This is a genomic window from Rhodococcus sp. M8, from assembly GCF_015654185.1.
GTDB lineage: Bacteria > Actinomycetota > Actinomycetes > Mycobacteriales > Mycobacteriaceae > Rhodococcus > Rhodococcus aetherivorans.
Map to the genome: position 1 here is coordinate 4,208,914 of NZ_CP064065.1, position 23,384 is coordinate 4,232,297.

The window sequence follows — 23,384 nt, forward strand, 5'->3', positions numbered from 1 at the left end:
GGTCACTGCGGGAGCGGCCGCCCGTCCGGACGCAGGCCGGCGAGGTAGATCGCGATCATCCGGGGCACGAGGGCGGGCACGACGTCGTCGACGAACCGCACGTGGGGGCGGGTCAGCCGGGCCACCGCCATGATCACCTCGATCGGCTGGACGTCGTCGCGGACGAGGCCGGCCTGCTGTGCGGCGTGGACGAGCTCGGTGACGCGCGCCTTGGTGCCCTCCCGGATCTCGAGGACGTCGTCGGGCAGTTCCCGGTAGCTCTCGACGATGAGAGCCGGGATCAGGGCGCCGAGCCGCAGCCGGACGGCGGTGTCGACGAATTCGGCCCAGGCACGTTCGGGGTCCGACGTCATCGCGGCGAGGGCGCGATCCGCCGCCGCGCCCGCCTCGTCGAGGGTGCGGCGGGCCACGGCGTGCGCGAGATCGTCGCGGGTGGGGAAGTTGCGGTAGAGGGTGGCGATGCCGACGCCGGCGCGCTCGGCGATGGCATCGAGGGGTGCGTCGTGCCCGCGTTCGGCGAGCACGTCGCGGGCCGCGAGGATCAGGGCCTCGCGGCGGCGGGCGGCATCGGCGCGCATGGGATCTCCTGTGTTCGGCGGGTTGACACCCCACTCCTACCGGAGGAATATACTCCACATAGACGGAGAACAATCCTCCACTTCAAGGAGCCGTCATGGTTGCCCCGACCTCCTCCCCGGACACCTCCACGGCGCGGCACGCCCCGCCGGACGCGGTACGCGTCGCCGGCGTCGTGCTCGCGCTCACCGCCGTCATCGCCCTGATGCTGTTCGCATTCGCCGCGCCCGCCGTGAACAGCGGCCCGCACGCGCTGAAGATCGGCATCGCCGGGCCGGACCCGGCCGTCGCCCAGATCGAGGCCGGCCTCTCCGGTGCCCGGCCCGGTGCGTTCGCGCCGCAGCGGTACGCCGACGCGGAGGCGCTGCGCAGCGCCATCGAGCACCGCGAGGTCGTCGGTGGCCTCGCCGTCGGGCCGGACGGGCCCGCGATGTATGTCGCCGGGGCCGGCGGCGCCCCCGTCGCTCAGGTTCTCACCGCCACGGCCACCGGCCTGTCGGAGGCCGTCGGCCGGCCCGTTCCCGTGCGCGACGTCGTGCCGCTGCCGGCCGACGACCCGGCGGGGGCCGGCCTGAACTCGCTGGCCCTGCCGCTGGTCCTGGGCGGTCTGGTGCCCGCGATCGCCCTCGTCCGGCTGTTCCCCCGGCTGTTCCCCCGGCGGGTCGGCCTGCGCGTGTTCGGCGCGGTCGGCTTCGCGGTGCTCGCGGGGCTGACCCTCACTGCCGTCCTGCAGTTCGGGTTCGGCAGCCTGACCGGGAACTACTGGGCCACCGCCGGAGCGCTCACGCTGGGCCTGGCCGCCGTCTCGCTGCCACTGCTCGGCCTCGAGTCGCTCTTCGGGCTGCCCGGTTTCGGTGCCGGGGCGGTCCTGATGATGTTCGTCGGCAACCCGCTGTCGGGCTTCGCGACCACCGCAGCGTGGCTGCCGCAGGGGTGGGGCACCTTCGGTCAGCTGCTGCCACCCGGCGCCGCCGGCACGCTGGTCCGCTCGGTGGCCTTCTTCGACGGGCACGGCGGCGGGACGGCGGTGCTGGTGCTGAGCGCATGGGTCGTCGCCGGGCTCGCACTGTGCGCGGCGTCGGCACGTCGTCGCACCGTCGTCGCATGACCGCAGTCGCACCGTCGTCGCATGACCGCAGTTGCACCGTCGTCGCATGACCGCAGTTGCACCGTCGTCGCATGACCGCAGTCGCACCGCCGCATGACCGCGGCCGCGTCGCGCGCTTTCCCTCCGGTTTGGTAGGAATCGTGTGTCCGCCGGCGCCCGGCGGCCAGGCGCGAACCGAGGAGTGCGACGTGCATATCACCGCCCGGGTGGACTATGCCGTGCGCACCCTGCTCGAACTCGCGGCGGCCGGCGAGGCGCCCGCCAAGGCGGAGGGGCTGGCCCGGGCGCAGCGCATCCCGCACAAGTTCCTCGAGGCGGTCCTCGGGGATCTGCGCCGCGGCGGACTGGTGCACAGCCGTCGCGGCCCCGAAGGGGGGTACTGGCTGGCCCGCCCGGCCGACGAGATCTCCATCGCGGACATCATCCGCACAGTGGAAGGCCCGCTCGCGTCGGTGCGCGGCGAGCGGCCCGAGGATGTGGTCTACACCGGCCCGGCCGAACGCCTGCGCGACGTATGGATCGCGGTGCGGGTGAATCTGCGGGCCGTCCTCGAGGAGGTCACCCTCGCCGACGTCGTCGCGGACGATCTTCCGCGGTTCGTGGCCGACCTGACCGCCGATCCGGGCGCCTGGGAGCGCCGGCGCACGTGAGCGCTGCCACAACGCCCGGGGCGGTGTGGGCAAACGCATATTCTTGCAGTTCTCTGCAAATTTGCAGGGCTCTGCAAGATGCGTACCGTGGAAGACGTGACCAATCCGCCCGGACTGCGTGACCGCAAGAAGGCCGCCACGCGGGCAGCGCTCGTTGCCGCCGCGGCCGACCTTGCCCGCGCCAAGGGCATCGACGGCGTCACCGCCGACGCCATCGCCGCGAAGGCGGGCGTGTCCACCCGCACCTTCCACAACTACTTCGCGAGCAAGGAGGAGGCCGTCCTCGCGCATCTCGAGGGGTTGGTGCACTCCTGGGTCGGGCGCCTGCACTCACGGCCCGCCGGGGAACCCGTATGGGACTCCATGGAAGCCGTCGCCCGGCAGATCGTTTCGGAGCCGGACGGCGACTTCGTCGAGCTGTGTTCCACCATGGAACTCGTCGATCAGAGCCCGGCACTGCTGGCGCGCCGCGTCGAGATGGAAGTGCGCGCCTCGCAACTGCTCGTCGAGGCCATCGCCGAGCGCACCGGCACCGATCCCCGGGTCGACCTGTACCCGAGCCTGGTCCGCTACGCCGCGGTCTCGGCCATGAAGTCGGCAGTCGAACTGTGGCTCGCCGGCACTTCGGGGGCGGCTTCCCCCGAGGAACTCGTCCGTGCCGCCTTCGGGCAGCTGCGGCAAGGCCTTTCCTAAGACACCTGCACGACACATCCGGAAGACGAGGTTCCCCGTGGCGACCTATCTCTATCGGATCGGCAAGTTCGCCTATCGGCGAAAAGGCACGGTCCTCTCCCTCTGGCTGGCGATCCTCGTCCTCTTCGGCGTGGGTGCGGCCACCCTGTCCGGGCCGACGACGGACTCGTTCTCCATCCCCGGCACTCCCGCGCAGCAGACGCAGGACCTGCTTGCCGAACGGTTCCCGAACGCCGCGGACCCGATGAACGCGCTCAGCGCGCGCTACGTGTTCGCCGCCCCCGACGGCGGGACCCTCGACGAACCACAGAACCTCGCGGCGATGAACGAGGTGCTGGCGGCGATCCGCGGGATCGACAAGGTGACCGCCGCCGCCAAGATCGACCCGGCCGTCGCCACCCCCGAGCAGCAGGCCGCCGTCCTCGTCGACCCCGTCACCGCGAACGCCGGTCTCGTCGAACAGATGAAGGCCGCCGCCGAGCAACAGGGCAAGCCGGAGGAGACCGCGCTCGCCGACGCGGCCGCGCTGTCGTCACTGAGCCCGGACCGCACCGTCGGATTCGTCACCGTCCCGTTCGAGGGCGGCTTCGGCGACGTCGACGACACGATGCGCGAGCAGATCGCCGCGGCCGCGGAGATCGGCCGGGACGCGGGCCTGAACGTCCAGGTCAGCGGCACCGCCGCCGCGGAGGCCGAGATGCCCGGCGGCGTCACCGAACTCATCGGCATCGGCATCGCCGCCGTCGTCCTCGCCATCACCTTCGGCTCGCTCGTCGCCGCGGGCCTGCCCCTGATCACCGCCATCATCGGCATCGCCATCGGCAGCCTCGGCATCACCATCGCCACCGGTTTCGCCGACCTGAGCTCGATGACCCCGACGCTGGCGATCATGATCGGTCTCGCCGTCGCGATCGACTACTCGCTGTTCATCGTCTCCCGGTTCCGGCACGAGATCACCGTCACCGCCGACCGTGCCGAGGCGGCCGGACGTGCCGTGGGCACCGCCGGCTCCGCCGTCGTGTTCGCCGGCCTGACTGTGATCATCGCCCTGATGGCCCTCAGCGTGGTGGGGATCCCGTTCCTGTCCGCCATGGGCTACGCGGCCGCATTCACGGTATTCATCGCCGTGCTCATCGCGATCACCCTGCTGCCGGCGATCCTCGGCCTGTTCGGCCGCAAGGCGTTCGCCGGCCGCATCCCGGGCCTGAAGGACCACGACCCGGAGGCCGACACCGACAAGCCGAGCGCCGCCCAGCGCTACATCCGCTGGGCCACCGGCAAGCCGCTGATCCCGCTCGTCGCCGGCGTGCTGCTGCTCGGCATCCTCGCGCTGCCCGGCGCGAACCTGCAGCTCGCCCTGCCCACCGAGGCCACCGGCGACCCGAAGACCAGCGCCCGTCAGGCCTACGACCTCGTGAACGAGGCGTTCGGTCCCGGCCGCAACGGCCCGCTGCTCGTCGTCGCCGACGCCCGCGAGGCCACCGTCGCGCCGCAGCAGGCGTTCGGGGAGGTCGTGCAGCGCCTGTACCAGCAGGACGAGGTGGTCAACGCCCAGATCGTGGCCGTCAACCAGGCCGGTGACACCGCGCAGATCATGGTCACCCCCCGGTCGGGCCCCAGCGAGCCGGCGACGATGGACCTCGTGTCGAGCATCCGCGACCAGGAGGCCCAGCTGCACGACGAGATCGGCGTCTCCTACGGCATCACCGGACAGACCGCCCTCGAAGGCGACGTGTCCGAGACCCTGCAGAGCGCGCTCGTCCCGTACCTCGCGGTGGTCGTCGGACTCGCGTTCATCCTGCTGATGCTCGTGTTCCGGTCGATCCTGGTGCCGCTGACCGCGACCCTCGGATTCCTGCTCAGCGTCCTGGCGACGTTCGGCGCGACCGTCGCGGTCTTCCAGGAGGGCTGGGGCGGGCTGGTCTCCAACCCGCAGCCGATCGTCAGCTTCATGCCGATCTTCCTCATCGGCGTGGTGTTCGGCCTGGCGATGGACTACCAGGTCTTCCTGGTGACCCGCATGCGGGAGGAATTCGTCCACGGCGCGTCCGCGAAGGAGGCCGTGCGGATCGGATTCGCCCACGGTGCCCGGGTGGTCACCGCCGCCGCGGTCATCATGATCTCGGTGTTCGCCGCCTTCATCGCCGAGCCGAACTCGTTCATCAAGTCGATCGGCTTCGCGCTCGCCGCCGCCGTGTTCTTCGATGCGTTCGTCGTGCGCATGGTGATCATCCCCGCGGTGATGGCGCTGCTCGGCGACAAGGCCTGGTGGCTGCCGACGTGGCTGGACCGCATCCTGCCGAACGTGGACGTCGAGGGCGAGAAGCTCCGCCGCGAGCTGACCGTCCCCGAGCCCAGCCGCGAGCCGGCGCACACATGACCGGACCCGGGCGCCTTTTCCGTTCCCTCGCGGGCGGAAAAGGTGCCGGGAACCGGGCCGCTGCACCGGTAGCGTGGTGATCATGCTGGTCCGGTTGCTCCCGCGGTTCCTGCGCCCTCACCGGGGGGCGCTGATCGCGGTGGTGCTGCTGCAGATGGTGGCCACCGGCACCATGCTGATCCTGCCGGCGCTCAACGCCGACCTGATCGACTACGGCGTCGCCCGCGGCGACATCGGGTACATCCTCACCACCGGCGCGGTGATGCTGGCGATCAGCTCGGTGCAGATCGGCTGCTCGATCGGTTCGGTGTACTTCGCGGCGCGCACCGCCATGGCCGTCGGCCGCGACGTGCGGCTCGCCGTGCTCCGGCGCGTCGGCGGATTCTCCGCCCGCGAGTTCGGCCGGTTCGGCGCGCCGTCGCTCATCACCCGCAACACCAACGACGTGCAGCAGGTGCAGATGCTCGTGCTGATGAGCTGCACCATCGTGGTGATGGCCCCGATCATGGGTATCGGCGGCATCGTCATGGCGCTGCGCGAGGACGCCGGCACGTCGCTGGTGCTCGTCGCTGCCGTGCCCGTCCTCGCGGTCACCATGTTCGTCCTGATCGCGAGGATGGTGCCCGCCTTCCGGGTGATGCAGGTGCGCATCGACGCCGTCAACCGGGTACTGCGCGAACAGATCACCGGCATCCGCGTGGTGCGGGCGTTCGTACGCGAGCGCACCGAACGGGACCGGTTCGAGGTCGCCAACGCGGAACTGACCGACACGGCCCTGCACGTCGGCCGCATCAACGCCCTGCTGTTCCCGCTCGTGATGCTCATCGCCAACGCCACGAGCGTGGCCGTGCTGTGGTTCGGCGGCCACCGGATCGACACCGGTGACATGCAGGTCGGATCCCTCACCGCGCTGCTGAGCTACATCATGCAGATCCTCATGGCGGTGATGATGACATCCTTCGTGGCGATGATGGCGCCGCGCGCGGCGGTGTGTGCCGAGCGGATCCTCGACGTGCTCGACACCGAATCGTCGCTGCCGGAACCGGCTCGGCCCGTCCGCACCCTCGCCACCCCCGTGACCCTCGAGCTGCGGGGGGCGGCCTTCGCGTATCCCGGCGCCGACGCGCCCGTCCTGCGCGACGTGACGTTCCGCGCCGAGCCCGGCAGCACGACCGCCGTGATCGGCGGTACCGGATCCGGCAAGACGACCCTGCTGCGGCTGATCCCGCGGCTGATCGACGTCACCGCCGGCTCGGTCCTGGTGGGCGGCACCGATGTGCGTGACCTGGACCCGCAGGTGCTGCGCGCCGCGATCGGTCTCGTGCCGCAGCGGGCCTACCTGTTCTCCGGCACCGTCGCCGACAATCTGCGGTACGGCCGCGCCGACGCGACCGACGACGAGCTCTGGCACGCCCTCGAGGTCGCACAGGCCGCGGACTTCGTCCGGGCGATGCCGGAGGGGCTGAACACCCTCGTCGCCCAGGGCGGCACCACGGTCTCGGGCGGGCAGCGCCAGCGCCTGGCCATCGCCCGGGCTCTGGTCCGCCGGCCGTCGATCTACCTGTTCGACGATGCGTTCTCGGCGCTGGACCAGGCCACCGACGCGCGGCTGCGGGAGGCACTGTTCCCGGAGACCCGCGATGCGTGCGTCGTGGTCGTCGCGCAACGGGTGTCCACGGTGCTCGACGCCGACCGCATCGTCGTACTCGACGGCGGGGCCGTCGTCGGCTCGGGCACGCATCTGGAACTGCTCGCGAGCTGCCCGACCTACGCCGAGATCGTCGAGTCGCAGCGCATGGTGACCGCATGACCGAGCGCAAGGAGGCGGGGCCGCGGCTCGGGGGTGTGGACCCGGGCGCGCCGGAGAACCGGGCACGGCAGAAGTGGCCGGCCACCAAACGGCTCGTCGGCCTGTTGCGGCCGCACCGGTGGGCCGCGGCCGTGGTGCTCGTCCTGGCCGTGCTCGGGGTGGTGGCGTCCTCGGTGGCGCCCCGCATTCTCGGCCACGCCACCGACCTGATCTTCAGCGGGGTGATCGGCCGTCAGCTGCCCGCCGGGCTGTCGAAGGAACAGGCGGTCGAGGCGCTGCGGGCGCAGGGACGCGACCAGTTCGCGGAGATGGTGTCGGCCATGTCGCTCGTGCCGGGCGCGGGTATCGACTTCGCCGCCCTCGGCCGCACCCTCGTGTTCGTGCTCGCGCTGTACCTGCTGTCGTCGGGCCTGATCTGGCTGGCGGCGTACGGGCTCAACGAGATCGTGCAGCGCGTCATCCGCGATCTGCGATCCCGGGTGGAACGCAAGGTGCACGCGCTGCCGTTGCGCTATTTCGACTCCCATTCCCGCGGTGATCTGCTCAGCCGCGTCACCAACGACATCGACAACATCTCGCAGGGCTTGCAGCAGTCGATCAGCCAGCTGGTGCTGTCGGTGCTCACCCTGCTCGGGCTCGTCGTGATGATGGTGTGGATCTCGCCGCTGCTCGCGCTCGTCGCGATCCTCATGGTGCCGGCGTCGGTGGTGGTGACCGCGGTGGTGGCGAAGCGGTCCAAACGGCACTTCGTGACCCAGTGGAAGGCCACCGGCAACCTCAACGGCCAGATCGAGGAGGCCTTCACCGGCCACGAACTCGTCACCGCCTTCGGCCGGACCGCCGAGGTCGAGCGTCGCTTCACCGAGACCAACGACGAATTGTTCCGGGCCGGGTTCCGCGCCCAGTTCGTCTCCGGTCTGGTGATGCCGCTGGTGATGTTCATGAGCAACCTCAGCTACGTCGCGATCGCCGTGCTCGGCGGGCTGCGGGTCGCGTCGGGCACCGTCAGCCTCGGCGAGGTGCAGGCCCTGATCCAGTACTCGCGGCAGCTCGGTCAGCCGCTCGGCCAGATCGGCGCGATGGTCAACCTGCTGCAGTCCGCGGCGGCGTCCGCCGAGCGGGTGTTCGAGATCCTCGACGAACCCGAACAGGAGCCCGACTCGCCTGCCCCCGTCACCCCGTGGGGGCGGCACGGCCTGGTCGAGTTCGAGGACGTCTCGTTCTCGTACCTGCCGGAGCGACCGCTGATCGAGCATCTCGACCTGCGCGTCGAGCCGGGGCAGATGGTCGCGATCGTCGGGCCCACCGGCGCGGGCAAGACCACCCTGGTGAACCTGATCCTGCGCTTCTACGAACTGGATTCGGGACGAATCCTCGTCGACGGCGTGGACATCACGACCATGAGCCGCGACGAGCTGCGCTCGCGTATCGGGATGGTGCTGCAGGACACCTGGCTCTTCGGGGGCACCATCCGCGACAACATCGCCTACGGCAGGCCGGACGCCACCGAGGACCAGATCCTCGAGGCCGCCCGCATCAGCTACGTCGACCGGTTCGTGCGTTCCCTGCCCGACGGCTACGACACCGTGATCGACGAGGACGCCGGCAACATCAGCGCGGGGGAGCGGCAGCTGATCACCACGGCCCGCGCCTTCCTCGCGCAGCCGTCCATCCTGATCCTCGACGAGGCCACCAGCTCGGTCGACACCCGCACCGAGCTGCTCGTGCAGCACGCGACGGCGGTGCTGCGCCGGGACCGCACCAGTTTCGTGATCGCGCACCGGCTGTCGACCATCCGCGACGCGGACCGGATCGTGGTGATGGAGCACGGGCGCATCGTGGAACAGGGCACGCACGACGAGCTCCTCGAGGCCGGCGGCGCCTACTTCCGGTTGTACGACGCGCAGTTCCGCGCCCTCGTGGAATGACCGGGCGAGTACGGGCCGTCCGCGCTGCGACACCGTCCGCGCTGCGACACCGTCCGCGCTGCGACACAGTATCGACCCGTCACCGGGGAGATCAGTGGCGCTCATCGATTCGACCGAGATGGTCCGCCAGAATCGGGCCGATGACCGAGGTCGCTTCGGGATTCATCATATGCAGGTGATCACCCGCGACGACGTGCTCGACGATCGAGCCCGTCACGGTCTTCCGCCACAGCCCCGGTGATGTCTCGCCCGAGTCGTCCAACGAGTTCGCGGCAGCGAAGAACAGCATGTCGCCGTCGAATACCTCCAGCCCGAGTTCCGGTCCGGTGCGGTGCACCTCGGCGTACGCCCCCAGTATGCGCTCGAGATCGCTTGGTGTGAGACCTGTTTCGTGCCCGAGCATACGGTTCACCTGAGTGAGCGCGGTGTCGAACGAAATGTCCGTAGGCTCGGCGCTGTCGGCGTCGATACCCAAGCTGACGAGAACCTCCGCGAGAGTCAGCTCTTTTCGAGCGCGCTCGATCGGGTAGTAGTCGAGCATCACGAGATCGACGGCCTCTCCCGCGCTTCGCAGTTGGACCGCCATGTGGTGCGCGATCAGGCCGCCCTGCGACCAGCCGAGCAGGTGGTAGGGGCCGTGCGGTCGCACCGCCCGCAGCTCCTCGACGTAGCGATGGGCGAGGGCGTGGTGGGACGCATAGGCCGGCCCGCCGGAGAGGAGGGGGAGCTGAAGGCCGTACACGGCACGGTCGGGAAGGTACCGCAACAGTCCGGCGTACACCCAGGAGATGCCGATCGCGGGGTGCACGCAGAACAGTGGAGTACGGCTGCCCCCCGCCCGGAGCGGGATCAGCACTTCGAGCGCCTCGATCGTCGACGGCGTGCCCCCACCGGGACGGGTATCCAGGCGATGTGCCAGGCCTGCCGGTGTGGGTGCGAGGAAGATCAGCGGTAACGGGACGTCCCCGGAGAGTGTCGATTTCAGGATGGCGGCGACACGAACGGCGCTGAGAGAGTTTCCTCCGAGGTCGAAGAAGTTGTCGTCGATCCCGACGCGTTCCAGGTCGAGCCCCGACGCGAAGGCCTCCGCAACGATGCGCTCGGTGTCGGTGCGCGGGGACCGATACTCCGACCGGCTGAACTCCGGGGCCGGTAGCGCCGCCCGATCCACTTTCCCGGTGGGTGTCACCGGCATCGCCGGGAGCACTGTCAATGCCACCGGCACCATGTACGACGGCAGCACGGCTGCCAGGGAACGGAGGATCTCCGCCGGGTCGGCCGGTGCGTGTGCGGGCACGATGTAGGCGACCAATTGCTCGCCCCGCCCACCGTCGCGGACCACGGCCACGGCCTGGGCAACCGCGGGGTGCCGCACCAGCGCCGCCTCTACCTCTTCCAGTTCGATGCGCAATCCCCGCACCTTCACCTGGAAGTCGGAACGCCCCACATATTCCGGTTCGAGTCGCCCGGTCGTGTCCGTCCACCGCACCAGGTCACCGGTGCGGTACATCCGTCGTCCCGGCGCTCCGAACGGGTCGGCCACGAATCGGGTTGCCGTCGTTCCCGGTTGCCGGTGGTATCCGCGGGCCAGTCCCGGACCCGCCACGTACAGTTCCCCGCTCACCCCGACCGGCACCGGCTGTATCCGCCGATCCGTCACCACCTCGGCGAATCCGCGCATCGGTACGCCGAGCGTGATCGGTTCGTCCGCCGCCAACGGGTCGCGGACATTCGACATCACCGTCGTCTCGGTGGGTCCGTACCCGTTGACCATGCGTCTGCCGGTCGCCCATCGCTCGACGAGCCACGGTGGACACGTCTCACCGCCGACGCACACGAATGCGAGTTCGTCCAGCCCCGACGGATCGATGGTGGCCAGCACGGTGGGGGTGATGTACAGATGCGTGATCCGCGCGGTACGCAGAAGCGCCTTCATCTCGGCGCCTCCGTACACCGTGGGTGGCGCCACCACCAGCTGTCCGCCGGCCGCGACGGCCGTGAGGTACTCCAGCAGCGATGCGTCGAAACTGGGTGAGATTGCGTGCAGAACCCGGGATTCGGAGTCGGCGACACCCGCACACCACTGCGCCGGAGTTGTCAGCCCCCGGTGGGTCACCGTCACTCCCTTGGGTGTGCCCGTCGAGCCCGACGTGAAGATCACGTACGCGGTGTTGTCCGGCCGTACCGGCGCGAGCCGGTCGGTATCGGTGACGGGAGACGCAGGAAATCCGGACAGATCGAGGGCGTCCGTGCGTGTCACAGGCACTGTTCCCGGCAGCTCGATCCCTTCCGAGGCCAGCACGCACATCGGCTGTGCAGTTTCGAGGACGTGTGCGATACGTTCAGCTGGGTGATCAGGGTCGATCGGCACGTACACGCCTCCGGCTTCGAGGATCGCGAGCGTCGCCACCAGCTGGTCGACGGATCGACGCATCGCCACGATCACGGGCGCCTCGGGACGGACGCCCCGGGAGATCAACCATCGCGCCAGCCGGCTGATCCGGGCTCCGAAGTCTGCATAGGTCAGTTGTTCTCCGTTCCCGACGACTGCGATCGCGTCCCGATGGCGGGCTACCTGTCCTGCGAGCATCTCGGTCCACGTCGCCTCGGATACCGGGACCGCCGGGGAACTCCCGACCGGAGCCAGACGCCGACGTTCGGCTTCGTCGAGCAGGTTCAACCGACCGAGCGTCGTCTCGGGTTCGTCGACGACGGCGTCGAGCACTCGGACGACCCGCCTCAGGGTCTGCTCGGCACTTCCGCGGTCGTACAGGTCGGGTCGGTAGCTGATGCGCAGGTGCAGCAGGGGGTCGGTGTGTGCGATCAGTGCAACGGGGTAGTGACCGGAGTCGCGGGCGGTCACATGAGTCACTCGCATGCCGGCGACATCGGTGGCCCGACTCAACGCGGCCCGGTCGACGGGATACGACTCGAACACCGTCAGCGTGTCGAAGACGGCGGCCGGCCCGGCTGCCCGTTGGATGTCCGCCAGCCCGACGTGGTGACTGTCGAGCAACTCGGTCTGTTCGGCGCGGACCCGTTCGAGCAACTCCGTGAGGGTCCTGTTCGGATCGACGCTGATGCGTACCGGCACGGTATTGATGAACAGCCCGACCATCTCCTCGATGCCGGGCACCGTCGCCTGTCGGCCGGAGACGGTGCTGCCGAACACGACGTCGCGAAGCGAGGTGAGCGTGGCCAGCACAATCCCCCACGCGACCTGCACGAGGGTGTTGAGCGTCAGGGAATGCGTGCGTGCGAATGCCTCGAGCTGTCGTGTCCGGTCCTCGCCGAGCGTCCGGGACGTTTCCTCGGAGACGGCACCCACCGGCTCACCTCGCCGGCCCGGGACGAGCAGAGTCGGGCCGTCGACTCCCCTCAGATAGCGGGACCATGCCGAACATGCGGCGTCGGAATCCTGGCGGCCGAGCCAGATCAGATAGTCCCGGTAGGCGTGGGGTGGGGGCAGGACCGATGTGTCACCCGCACCGGCGTAGAGGACGAGCAGTTCCTTCAGTAGCAGCGGCGCAGACCACCCGTCGAGCAGGACGTGGTGATTGGTGAACAGCAGCCGGAAGTCGTCGGGTCCCATCCGGATCAGGGTCAGTCGCAGCAGTGGCGCGACGGCGGTGTCGAAGCGCGCGAGCCGGTCCTCGGTCAGGATCCGGTCCAGCTCGGTGTCGCGGACGGCGACGTCGACGGCCGTCAGATCGATCTCGCGGAGCGGGAGTTCGATCCCGCGCTGGACGACCTGGACCGGGTTGCCCTCGTCGAGTACGAAGGCGACCCGCAGGTTCGGGTGTCGGACCACGACGGCCGCAGCCGCATCCCGCAGGCGCCGCGGGTCGATCCGCCCCTGCAGATGCAGGGTGAGTTGCACCGTGTAGGCGTCGACGGAGTCCGCCTGGATGGCGTGGAACAGCAGGCCGCTCTGCAGGGGAGTCAACGGCCAGACGTCCTCGAGCCCCGGACAGCGGTGCTCGAGATCGTCGATCGCGCGCTGGGACAGCGGCACCAAGGACAGATCCGACGGTGTGTGGCCGCCGGCGCCGGGCACCGTGGTGTCGAGGGCCAGCGCGATCAGGGCCTGCCGCCACCGTTGTGCCAGATCGGTTACCTCGTCCGTCGCCAGCACGCCGGTCGGGAACGTGAACGATGTGCGCAGCATCGGCCCGGTGTCCGTGTCGACGACGACGGCGTTGACCGCCACCGCGGCGGCCGCCGGCTGAGCCGGATCTGTGCCGGGCCCGAGATCGATGTCGGCGATCGGTATCCATCCGGCCTCTCGGGCGCTTCCCGACGAGGTGGTCGCGACCCGGCCGAGATAGTTGAAGACGATCTGCGGTTCGGGACGGGACTCGAGCGTCGTGCGGTACTCGTCGTCGATCCAGCGCAGCATGCCGTACCCGATGCCGTGGTCGGGAACTGCGAGGAGTTGTTCCTTGACCGCTTTGACCGCATCGATACCTCTTCCGGTGCCCGTCGCGAACACCTCGGACGAATCGATTCCGGACAGATCGAGCCGCACCGGGAACATGGTGGTGAACCACCCGACCGTCCGGGACAGGTCGGCGCCGGGTACCACCTGTTCTTCCCGACCGTGGCCTTCGAGCCCGACCAGGACCCGATCGGTGTCCTGTCCGCGAGCGCGGCACCACGTGATCACCGCTGCGCCGAGGGCTGTGAGGAGGCCGTCGTTCACGCCGCCGTGGACGGCGGCCGGCAGTGCGGTGAGGAGGATCTCGGTGGTGACGGTCGGCACGTCGACGGTGATCGTGTCGAGGGTGGCACCGACATCCTTCGCAGTGTCGAGGAACCGCGAGCCCAGGGGAGGCTCCTCGACCGAGAGCATGTCCTGCCACAGATCCAGTTCTGCGCGCCGGTTTTCGCTGCGGGATTCCTCGCGCAGCCCGTGGGCCCATCGGCGCATCGAGGTGTGCTCGGCTTCGAGTTCGGGCTCGAGTCCTGCGACGGTCCTTCCCCACGCGGTGGCGAGGTCCGGCACCAGGATGCGCCACGACACGCCGTCGATCACCAGGTGATGGGCCACCAGCAGCAACCTGCCGATCGGTCCCGCATCGAACCACACCGCTTGCAGCACGATCCCGGACGTGGGGTCGAGCCGCCCGGTCGCGGCATCGAGTGCCGCCCCGATGGTGGAGGTGAAGTCCGGGCCGGTGACCGAGTCGACCGGTATCCGAAGGAACAGCTTGTCCGCGTGTACCGTTCCGGCCGGACGTGTTTCGAGGCCCCATCCGGATGCGGACTCCGAGGGGAGGTGCAGTCGTGCGCGCAGCATGTCGTGCGCATCCACGACCGCCTGCAGAGCGGCCGTCAGATTCGCCTCGTCCGCCTCGGCGGGGAGGGTGAGCAACACGGATTGGGAGAATCGGTCGAGGCCACCGCCGCGTTCGAACAGCCATCGGTGGATCGGGAGCGGGGTGATGTCGCCGATTCCTCCTCCGGGCAGTTCCGGAAGCGCCTCGTGGCCCTGTGCGAGGGAGGTGGCCACGGCGGCCAACGCCGAAACGGTCTTGTGTTCGAACACGTCTCGTGGCGAGATGAGCACACCCGCCGCCTTCGCCCGTGCGACGAGCTGGATCGACATGATCGAGTCCCCGCCGAGCGCGAAGAAGGAATCGTGCGCTCCGACCCGCCCGAGTCCCAGCACTTCGGCGAAGACGGCGGCCAGTGTCTCCTCGGTGGGTGTCGACGGCGCCTGGACGTCAGCGCCCGGGATCGCGAACTCCGGTGCCGGCAGTGCCCGATGGTCGAGCTTTCCGTGCGCGGTCAAGGGGAGAGCGGCCATGTGCACGAGTGCGGACGGAACCATGAAGTCCGGAAGTCGCTCGGAGACGAAGCGGCGGATCTCGTCGATGCGGGTACTCGCGGCGGGGTCGTTGACGTATCGAGCGAGTGGACCGATCGGTCCCGCCGGGAGATACACATCCGTCACGGCGGCGGGATAGGTGTCGCTCGTCTCCCCGGCGATGAAGACGGCGTCCATCCCGCCCGGCGTGGGGGACCAGGTCACCGCGATCGAGTATCCGAGTTCCTTTCCGACGGAATCCAAGTCGTGCGGCATCCAGCCGTCTTGCGTCGGAGCTCCGTCGAGCAGGTTCTGCACCGGCACGTCATCGGGTGCCTCGTCGAGCCGGTCGGCCAGCGCGACGGCACGCACCAGCCCGGCGTGCGGTACCCCGTCGACACGCAACATGTCCGGCCGATGTGCGCGGAGGTGGTCGCACAGGGCCGCCATCGTTCCCCACCGGCGCCACGGTTGCCTCGGGGCGTCTCCGAGGGAGCGGACCGGCGCCGGATCGGTACGCAGGATCACCTGATAGCGGTGGCAGCTGAGTTCGTTGACCGCGTGCATCCGGCCGAGCTGGATCTCTGCCCCTGCGATGCCGGTCAGGTGCTGCGGCAGTGAGGTGAAGAATTCGGGAGCGAGCAGCAATTCCCGCTCGGTGAGCATCGCTCGGCGGACCCGTTCGCGAACGACCGATGCGGTGTCTGTCACGCCGGCACGCGCGAGTTCCACTCCGGCCGCGAACTGTGGCAACGATGCCAGGTTCCGAACGTCGCCGAGGTACAGCGCCCCGCCGGGCGTGAGCAGTCGCAGTGCCTCTCCGAGTACCTCGAGCAGATACGCGGCGTCGGGGAAGTACTGGACCACCGAGTTGAGCACCACGGTGTCGAAGTGGCCTTCGGGAAGACCGTTGGTCACGTGAGCGGGCTGCGTCCGAAGCCGCACCCGCTGCGCCCACGGTTGTCCGGCCACCTTGGCATGCAGCGACGCGATCGCCGATGCGGCGAAGTCCGTCGCCCAGTACTCGCCGCATTCGGGGGCGAGTTCGGCGAGCAGCAATCCCGAGCCCGCGCCGAGTTCGAGCAGCCGGTGCGGTCGCAGCGTCCGGATCGACTGCACGGCCGCGTCCCGCCACTGCCGCATCTCGTCGAGGGGCAGTGGTCGACCGGTGGCGCTGGCGTTCCAGCCGCCGAAGTCCTCGTCGAGCGACAGTGCCGGTGAGGCGGGGACGGCCGCCGCCGCGTCCGAGTACACGTCGTCGTACAGAGCCTGCCAGCGCTCGACCGCTTCCGACTCCCGGGCTGCCTCCGCCCGCAGGGTCAGGTCCCGGTCGAGGACGACATATCCGACCAGCTGCGTGCTCGCGATGTCACCCGGTACCGCGCGCGGGACCACCGCCGCCTGTGCGACTGCGGGATGGGAAGTCAGGACCGCCTCGACCTCACCGGGCTCGACCCGGAATCCACGGATCTCGAGCTGGTCGTCGACGCGGCCGACGAATTCGAGGTCTGCGGCTCTCACCCGCCCGGTTTCCGTGCGTTCGCGGGACCGCCATGCCACGAGATCCCCCGACCGGTACATCCGCTGCCCGGGCGCCCCGAACGGGCATGCGACGAACCGGCCCGCCGTCATCGCCGGCCGGCCGTGGTAGCCGCGTCCGACGCCCGCGCCGGCCAGGTACAGCTCCCCGGGCACCCCGACCGGTACCGGTTGCAGGCCGGCATCGAGCACGAACACCTGCACGCCCTCGATGGGTGTTCCGATCGGCACCGAGCTGCTGCCCGGTTCGTGGGTGGTCGGCACCGGATACAGGGTGGCGCAGACGGTGGTCTCCGTCGGTCCGTATGCGTTGACCACGAGGGGGCCGGGATGCGCGGCGCGGAAGCGGTCGACGGCCGCCGGGAACAGCGCCGCACCAGCCGTGACCACCTGGTCCACGTGATCCCATACCCCGTCCGTGGCGATGCCGGGATCGGCAAGCAGATGGAACATCGGAGTCGAGACGAACACGGCTGTGACACCGTGGTCGAGCACCGTCTGCGCGATATCCATCGGATCTGCCGGCCCGGGCGGGGCGAGCACGAGTTCGGCGCCGGTGAGCAGGGCCGGCCAGATTTCGTACACGGACGCATCGAAACCCGGCGAGGACGTCATCGACATCCGCTCCCGCGGCCGGTTCGCGGGCCAGCCGTGCGAGACCAGGTGGACGAGATTGCGGTGGGTGATCGTCACGCCCTTCGGCACGCCGGTCGAGCCCGAGGTGTAGATGAGATATGCCGGATGCTCGGGACGCAGTGGCATTCGCCGATCGGAATCGGTGACGGGACCGACTCGCGTCGTCGGGTCGCCGACCGATGCTCCGCCGGCGTCGAGGAGCAGCACGGGGCATGCCGGGGACCGCAATCGACCGGCGACGACAGCGTCGCTCAGCACCAGGAGCGGAGCGGCGTCCTCGAGGATGAACCTGGTGCGTTCACCGGGATAGCCCGGGTCGATCGGCAGATACGCGCCGCCGGCCGTCGACACCGCCAGCAGGGCCACGATCGATGCCGCCGAACGATCCAGGGCGACCGCCACGACCGACTCCGGGCCCACCCCGAGGTCGATCAACCGGTGGGCCAATCGGGTCGCGCGAGCCGCCAGCTCCCGGTACGTCCACTGTTCGGTACCGGACGTGAGCGCCACCGCATCCGGGTCGGCGGACACCTGCCGGGCGAACAGCATCGGTACCGTTGTGTCCGGGACGGTCACCGTCGTGCCGTTCCACTCCTGCAACACCTGCACGCGCTCGTGCGGTTCGAGCAGGTCCACCAGGCCGAAGCGGCGTTGCGGACACGTCACCATCGACGTGAGAACCCGGACGAAGTGCGCCGCGATCTGCTGCACGGTGCTGCGATCGAACAGATCGCTCGCGTACTCGATCGTTCCCCGCATCCCTCCGGGCGAATGCGGTGTCGCCGGAACGTCGGACAGGCTGAAGAACAGGTCGAATCGGGCCACGCCGGCCGTCACCGGCTCCATCGCGACCTGGAGCCCGGGATAGTCGAGCACAGGAAGCGGGTTGTTCTGCAACGCCATCGCGACCTGGAACAATGCGTGATGCGCGGTGGACCGGACCGGATTGAGCAGTTCGACGAGGCGTTCGAACGGCGCGTCCTGATTCTCGTACGCGGCCAGCGCCTTTGCCCGCACCTGGTCGAGAACCGCTGTGAAATTGTCGAGTCCGGACAGATCGACGCGCAGCACCCAGGAGTTGACGAAGAACCCCACCAGGTCGGCCAGCAGCTCATCGGTACGGCCCGCTACCGGACCGCCGATGAGGATGTCGGTTCCGGCGCCGAGCTTGTGCAGTAGCACGGCCAGTGCCGACTGCATCACCATCGATGTGGTCGCTCCGCGTGAGCGGGCCAGCCCGTCGACTGCTTCCCGCAGCGACGCATCGACGGTGAACTCGACCGTTCCGCCCTCGAACGACTGCACCGGAGGCCGGATTCGATCCGTCGGCAAGCGGAGCTGCTCCGGCGCATCTGCCAATTCTGCTCGCCAGTACTCGAACTGGCGATAGAGCATACTGTCCGGATCGGTCTCCGTACCGAGCATCTCCCGCTGCCACAGCGCGTAGTCCGCATACTGCACCGGCAGCGGATCCCAGTTCGGCGCCGATCCTGCGGCCCGGGCCGCGTATGCGGTCATGACGTCGCGCACCAGGGGGACCATGGAGGCGCCGTCGCCGGCGATGTGGTGGAGCACGAGCACCAGAACGTGCTCGTCGGGAGATTGCCGAAGCAGCGCCGCGCGTATGGGGATTTCGGTGGAGAGATCGAAGCGGTACGCGACCTCCGCCCCGACCGCGTCGGCCATGAGTTCGCCGGACACCGTTGTCACGGGGAGCGACAGCGTGACCTCGTCGACCGGCAGGATCTGTTGGAAGGGAATGCCCTCTTCCTCCCCGAACACCGTGCGCAGGCTCTCGTGACGGGTGACCACATCGGTGAAGGCCGCCACCATGGCCGCGACGTCCACTTCCCCGCGGAGACGCGCCGCCATCGGAAGGTTGTACGTCGTCGACGGCCCCTCGTATCGGTGGATGAACCACAGTCGACTCTGGGCGTAGGACAACGGAATCCGCTTCGGTCGCCGCTGCGGGACGAGCGGCGGCCGCGCAACACCGCACTCCGCGAGCCGCGGTACCAGTCCGGCGACGGTCGGGGCCTCGAAGACGGTCCTGATCGGTACCTCGGCCCGTAGGGTCCCGCGGATCCGGGCGACGAGTCCCGTGGCCAGCAGCGAGTCCCCGCCGAGGTCGAAGAAGCCGTCGTCGAGGCCTACCCGGTCGGGGGCGACGCCGAGTACCTGGGCGAAGGCCCCAACCAGGGTCCGTTCCAGCGCCGTGCGCGGCGGCCGGTACGCCGATCCTCCGAACGTCGGGACCGGCAGTGCATTCCGGTCGATCTTGCCGTTGGCGGTGACGGGCATCGCGGCCAGCACCACCACTACCGCGGGCACCAGGAAGTCGGGCAGCGCGGTCGCCACCGACTTCTGTACCTCTGCCCCGTCGACGACCTCGCCCGGGCGGGGCACCACGTAGCCCACGAGATGCTCGATTCCACCGTCGACCCGGAGCACCGCCACTGCCTGACCCACCCGGTCGTGGCGGAGCAACGCCGCCTCCACCTCGCCGAGCTCGATTCGCCGGCCTCGCAGCTTCACCTGAAGATCCGCGCGTCCGACGTACTCGAGCCGCAGTAGCGAGGTTCCGCCGACCGGTGCGCTCGTCCCGGTCGACCAGCGCATCAGGTCTCCGGTGCGGTACATCCGCCGTCCCGGTGCCCCGAACGGATCCGCCACGAACCGCGTCGCGGTGGTCCCGGACCGGCGGTGGTACCCCCGCGCCAGAGCCGGTCCCGACAGGTAGAGTTCCCCGACGACGCCGACGGGTACGGGATGCAGGCGTGCGTCGAGCACGATCGCTTCGAATCCCGGCCCCGGATTCCCGAGTCCGACGCCGTCGCCGGGCAGAAGATCTTCGGTCGTCGCCTGCACCGTGGCCTCGCTGGGACCGTACCCGTTGACCATGCGCCGGCCCGGTGCCCACCGCTCCACGAGGCCCGGGGGACACGATTCGCCGCCGACGATCACGAAGACCAGGTCGTCCAGACTTCTCGGGTCGAGGGTGGACAGGACCGCCGGGGTGGCACACCAGTGCGTGACGTGCTCGGCGGCGAGCAGTCGTGCGAGTTCGGCGCCGCCGTACACCCCGGAGGGTGCTACGACCAGCTGAGCCCCGACACCGAACGCGAGGAGCATCTCGAGCACTGCCAGATCGAAACTGGGCGACGCGCCGTGCCATACGCGCGCCCCCGGCTCGGCCGATGCCGCCGCAAAGGCCACGAGGTTCGCCAGTCCGCGATGCGTGATCACGACACCTTTCGGCGTCCCCGTCGACCCCGAGGTGTAGATCAGGTACGCCGGATGATCCGCCCTCAGCGGCATCACGCGGTCCGTATCGGCCACCGCCGTCCCGCGCCGGGCCGGCGGGTCGGCCATCCGGGGATCGTCGAGCACCACCCACCGCACGCGTTCCGGCATCCGAGCACGCTGGGAGACCGTCGTCAGTCCCAGGACCGCGCCGCAGTCGTCCAGCATGAACTCGATCCGCTCGGCCGGGTAGGTCGGATCCACCGGCACGAACGCCGCGCCCGCCTTGGTTACCGCCCATACCGCCACCACCGAGTCGGCCGACCGCTCGATCCCGATCGCGACGAAGCGTTCCGGACCCGCACCGAGGTCGATCAGGCGCCGTGCCAGCCGGTTCGTCTGCTCGTCGAGTGTTCGGTAGGAGATCCGGACCGTCCCACACGACACCGCAATGGCCTCCGGGTCCGCGGACGCCGCAGCCGCGAGGATGTCCGGCAGACGTCGCACCGGGACTCCGTCCGGGCCCCGCGCCGGTACCAGAGTCTCCCGTTCCTCCGGGCCGAGCAGATCGATGTCGCCGATCCGCACGGACGCATCCGCCGCGATCGCCGTCAGAATCCGCGTGAACCGGTTCGCGAACCCGCAGACGGTCCCCTCGGCGATCGGCTCGGTCGCATACCGCATGCTCACGCTCATGCCGGTGGTGATGCGGTTCCGCCGCTCGGTCACGGAGATCTGCAGGTCCGCTGTGCCGAAGCACATGCTGTCGTAGGTCGTTGCCGTGCACGTATCCGGCTCGCTGGCGGAAGACTGTGCCTCGACGTGATGTTCGAGCGTCACCCGATACAACGGTGACCGAGTCCCGTCCTGACTCGGACCCAGTGCCTCGGCCAGACGTCGCGGGGACACGTCGGCATGTTCGAAGGCCTCCCGGTCGGTTCGGCCGAGCTGCGCAACCAGGTCGTCGAATCTCATCGCGGAACCGGCACGAGCACGCAGGACGAGGGCGCTGACGACACCGTCCACCTCGGCGTCGGATACTCCGGTGCGCGGAACCGGAGTGCCGATCGCGACGTCGTCGACACCGCCGAGGCGTGCCAACAGTACCGACACCGCGGCATGCAGAACGACGAACGAATCGACGTGCTGCTCGGCGGCCAGCGCGACCACGGCGCGGCACGAGTCGTCGTCGATCGGGAACCGAACTGTCGCAGGATCTTTCGTATGGCGGATCGGCGAGGGGCCGATCGGCAGCTCCGGCGGCGTGGGCAGCCTCGCCAGTGTCGATGTCCAGTAGTCCACGAGCGATGCGTCCCGGAAGCGGCGTTCCGCCTCACGCGCGCTCGTGCGATGGATGGAGCCGAGGGGGGTTCCCGGATCCGCAGTGACGAATTCTTCGAGAAGTTCCGCGATCTGGGTGCACTGCCGGCGTATCTCGTCTTCTCGATACCGATTCGGATTGGCGCGGAATTCGATCGTGGTCGTCGCCGGTGAACCGCCGGGACAGACACTGATCATTCGATCGCCGACCGGTCCCCGGGACAGGACATGGACCGTGCCGGGGACCGCGCCCAGTCCCAGCTCCTGCTCGAAGAGCATCACATTGACGAGGGGCACCGAGAAGCGGGACACCGCGTTCCCCGTGGAGCGCCGGATGTCCTCGATCCCGCAGCCCTGATGGCGTAACGCTCCCAGCAGTTCGAGCTGCATCCGCCCGACAAGCTCACCGAGCGTGTCCTCGGCGTGAACCGCGATCCGCAGCGGGACGACGTTGACCAACATGCCGGCCGAATGTCGTAGCTGTGCGGTTGTGCGAGCGGAGACAGGGATGTTGACGAGTACGTCGCCGCTGCCGGACAGCCGCGAGAAGAAGCATGCGAAAGCCGCGAGAACGACCGCCGTCGGCGTTGCGTTCATCGTCTTGGCGGACCCCTGCAGGTGATCGGAGGCGGCTGGGGACAACTCCGCAGTCTCGACGAGGGACGTGACGGCCGGAGGCACTGCGGTGTCTCCGGTTCCGTTGGGCGCGGCCAGCATCCGCTGCGACCAGTAGTCACGATCGGCGGCGAACCTGCGCGATGCTCGATACTTCCGGTCCCGTTCGTACAGGGTGTGGAGGTCTGTCGACGGTCCGGCGTCCGCCGCGCGGCCCTCGAGTGCGGCGGCGTACAACTCCGCGCCCCGATTCATAAGGATCATTGCCCCGTAACCGTCCAGCACGATGTGATGGGCTTTGACGTAGACCAGGAAGTCGGAGTCGTCGATGCACAGGACCGCGATCTTGCACATCCGGTCGGCGAGCAGGTCGACGGGGCGTTCGACGTCTCGCCGGAGCCATTCCTCGGCGGCGGCCCTCGGCTCACGCCGGTCGCGGAAGTCCAGAATCTCCGTCCGGAAGTCGAGTTCCCGATCGACGATCTGGAACGGGCGCCCGTCGATCTCGATCAGGCGCAGGAAGACGGTCTCGAACTCGCGACCGGCGGTTTCGGACACGGCACGCAACAGATCGAGATCCAACGGCCCGGGAAATTCCACGTACTGGGCGATGACGAAGGGGACCTGGGGGGCGAGCTGCTGCGCCAACCAGATCCCGTACTGAGCCGGTGACAAGGGGAACGCTTCGGGGGGAATCTGACCATCGGGGAATGGATGTGCGTGGTGGCGTAGGGATGGGGCGGCCATATCGGTCCCTTGTGTCCTGGAAATGACGGTGGCGCATCCGATGCGGGACGCTGTGCGCGACGAACGAACGGGCGCACTGTCTCGGCCGGCGCTCGTGGGAGGTTTCAGGAACGGGCACAGCCCTTCACCGAATTGCCACCGACAATCGGTGGCAATTCAGGCGGGCGGGCTGATATCGGTGCAAGAGAAGATGCCGATGCGCAACCTTCTTTCCGCGTGCGCCCCGGTCCGGGCGTCGCACCGGAAGCGGGGTGGCCCGTTCCCTGCGACGGCCGGTGTAATTCCCGCGGCTGTGTGAGCCGGCGTGCTTGCACAGCATAGGCTCCCGCC

The 23,384-nt window shown here is 69.3% G+C and carries 8 protein-coding genes; 6 read left to right on the forward strand and 2 right to left on the reverse strand.

The window, feature by feature from the left end:
* Positions 1-2: 2 nt before the first annotated feature.
* Positions 3-578 (reverse strand): TetR/AcrR family transcriptional regulator, encoded by a 576-nt coding sequence (locus tag ISO16_RS19070; RefSeq protein WP_006944476.1) that lies wholly within the window; start codon positions 576-578, stop codon positions 3-5.
* Positions 579-673: 95 nt separating this feature from the next.
* Here ISO16_RS19070 and ISO16_RS19075 point away from each other — a divergent pair, with 95 nt between their 5' ends.
* From ISO16_RS19075 to ISO16_RS19100, 6 genes are all read left to right on the forward strand, one after another.
* Positions 674-1,684: a hypothetical protein gene (locus tag ISO16_RS19075; RefSeq protein WP_072633995.1), complete on the forward strand. Its 1,011-nt coding sequence runs from the start codon at positions 674-676 to the stop codon at positions 1,682-1,684.
* 188 nt (positions 1,685-1,872) lie between these two features.
* Positions 1,873-2,334 (forward strand): RrF2 family transcriptional regulator, encoded by a 462-nt coding sequence (locus ISO16_RS19080; RefSeq protein WP_029547065.1) that lies wholly within the window; start codon positions 1,873-1,875, stop codon positions 2,332-2,334.
* 78 nt (positions 2,335-2,412) lie between these two features.
* Positions 2,413-3,027, forward strand: a complete 615-nt coding sequence (locus ISO16_RS19085) for a TetR/AcrR family transcriptional regulator (protein ID WP_044476379.1) — start codon at positions 2,413-2,415, stop codon at positions 3,025-3,027.
* A 37-nt stretch (positions 3,028-3,064) separates the two neighbouring features.
* The gene (locus tag ISO16_RS19090; RefSeq protein WP_072633996.1) at positions 3,065-5,407 is read left to right on the forward strand and encodes an MMPL family transporter; all 2,343 of its coding nucleotides are present in this window, start codon (positions 3,065-3,067) and stop codon (positions 5,405-5,407) included.
* 82 nt (positions 5,408-5,489) lie between these two features.
* Positions 5,490-7,217, forward strand: coding sequence for an ABC transporter ATP-binding protein (locus ISO16_RS19095; protein WP_072634031.1), 1,728 nt, complete (start codon positions 5,490-5,492; stop codon positions 7,215-7,217).
* Positions 7,214-9,145: an ABC transporter ATP-binding protein gene (locus ISO16_RS19100; RefSeq protein WP_006944486.1), complete on the forward strand. Its 1,932-nt coding sequence runs from the start codon at positions 7,214-7,216 to the stop codon at positions 9,143-9,145. Before ISO16_RS19095 ends, ISO16_RS19100 begins: the two co-directional genes overlap by 4 nt.
* 91 nt (positions 9,146-9,236) lie before the next feature.
* Here ISO16_RS19100 and ISO16_RS19105 read toward each other — a convergent pair whose 3' ends face one another.
* A complete protein-coding gene (locus tag ISO16_RS19105) occupies positions 9,237-22,982 on the reverse strand; it encodes a non-ribosomal peptide synthetase (protein WP_072633997.1) in 13,746 nt (4,581 codons plus the stop codon).
* Positions 22,983-23,384 lie beyond the last annotated feature (402 nt).

Coding starts and splice junctions, on each gene's coding strand:
- ISO16_RS19070 (WP_006944476.1), bottom strand. CDS start 578: ATGCGCGCCGATGCCGCCCGCCGCCGCGAGGCCCTGATCCTCGCGGCC.
- ISO16_RS19075 (WP_072633995.1), top strand. CDS start 674: ATGGTTGCCCCGACCTCCTCCCCGGACACCTCCACGGCGCGGCACGCC.
- ISO16_RS19085 (WP_044476379.1), top strand. CDS start 2,413: ATGCGTACCGTGGAAGACGTGACCAATCCGCCCGGACTGCGTGACCGC.
- ISO16_RS19095 (WP_072634031.1), top strand. CDS start 5,490: ATGCTGGTCCGGTTGCTCCCGCGGTTCCTGCGCCCTCACCGGGGGGCG.
- ISO16_RS19100 (WP_006944486.1), top strand. CDS start 7,214: ATGACCGAGCGCAAGGAGGCGGGGCCGCGGCTCGGGGGTGTGGACCCG.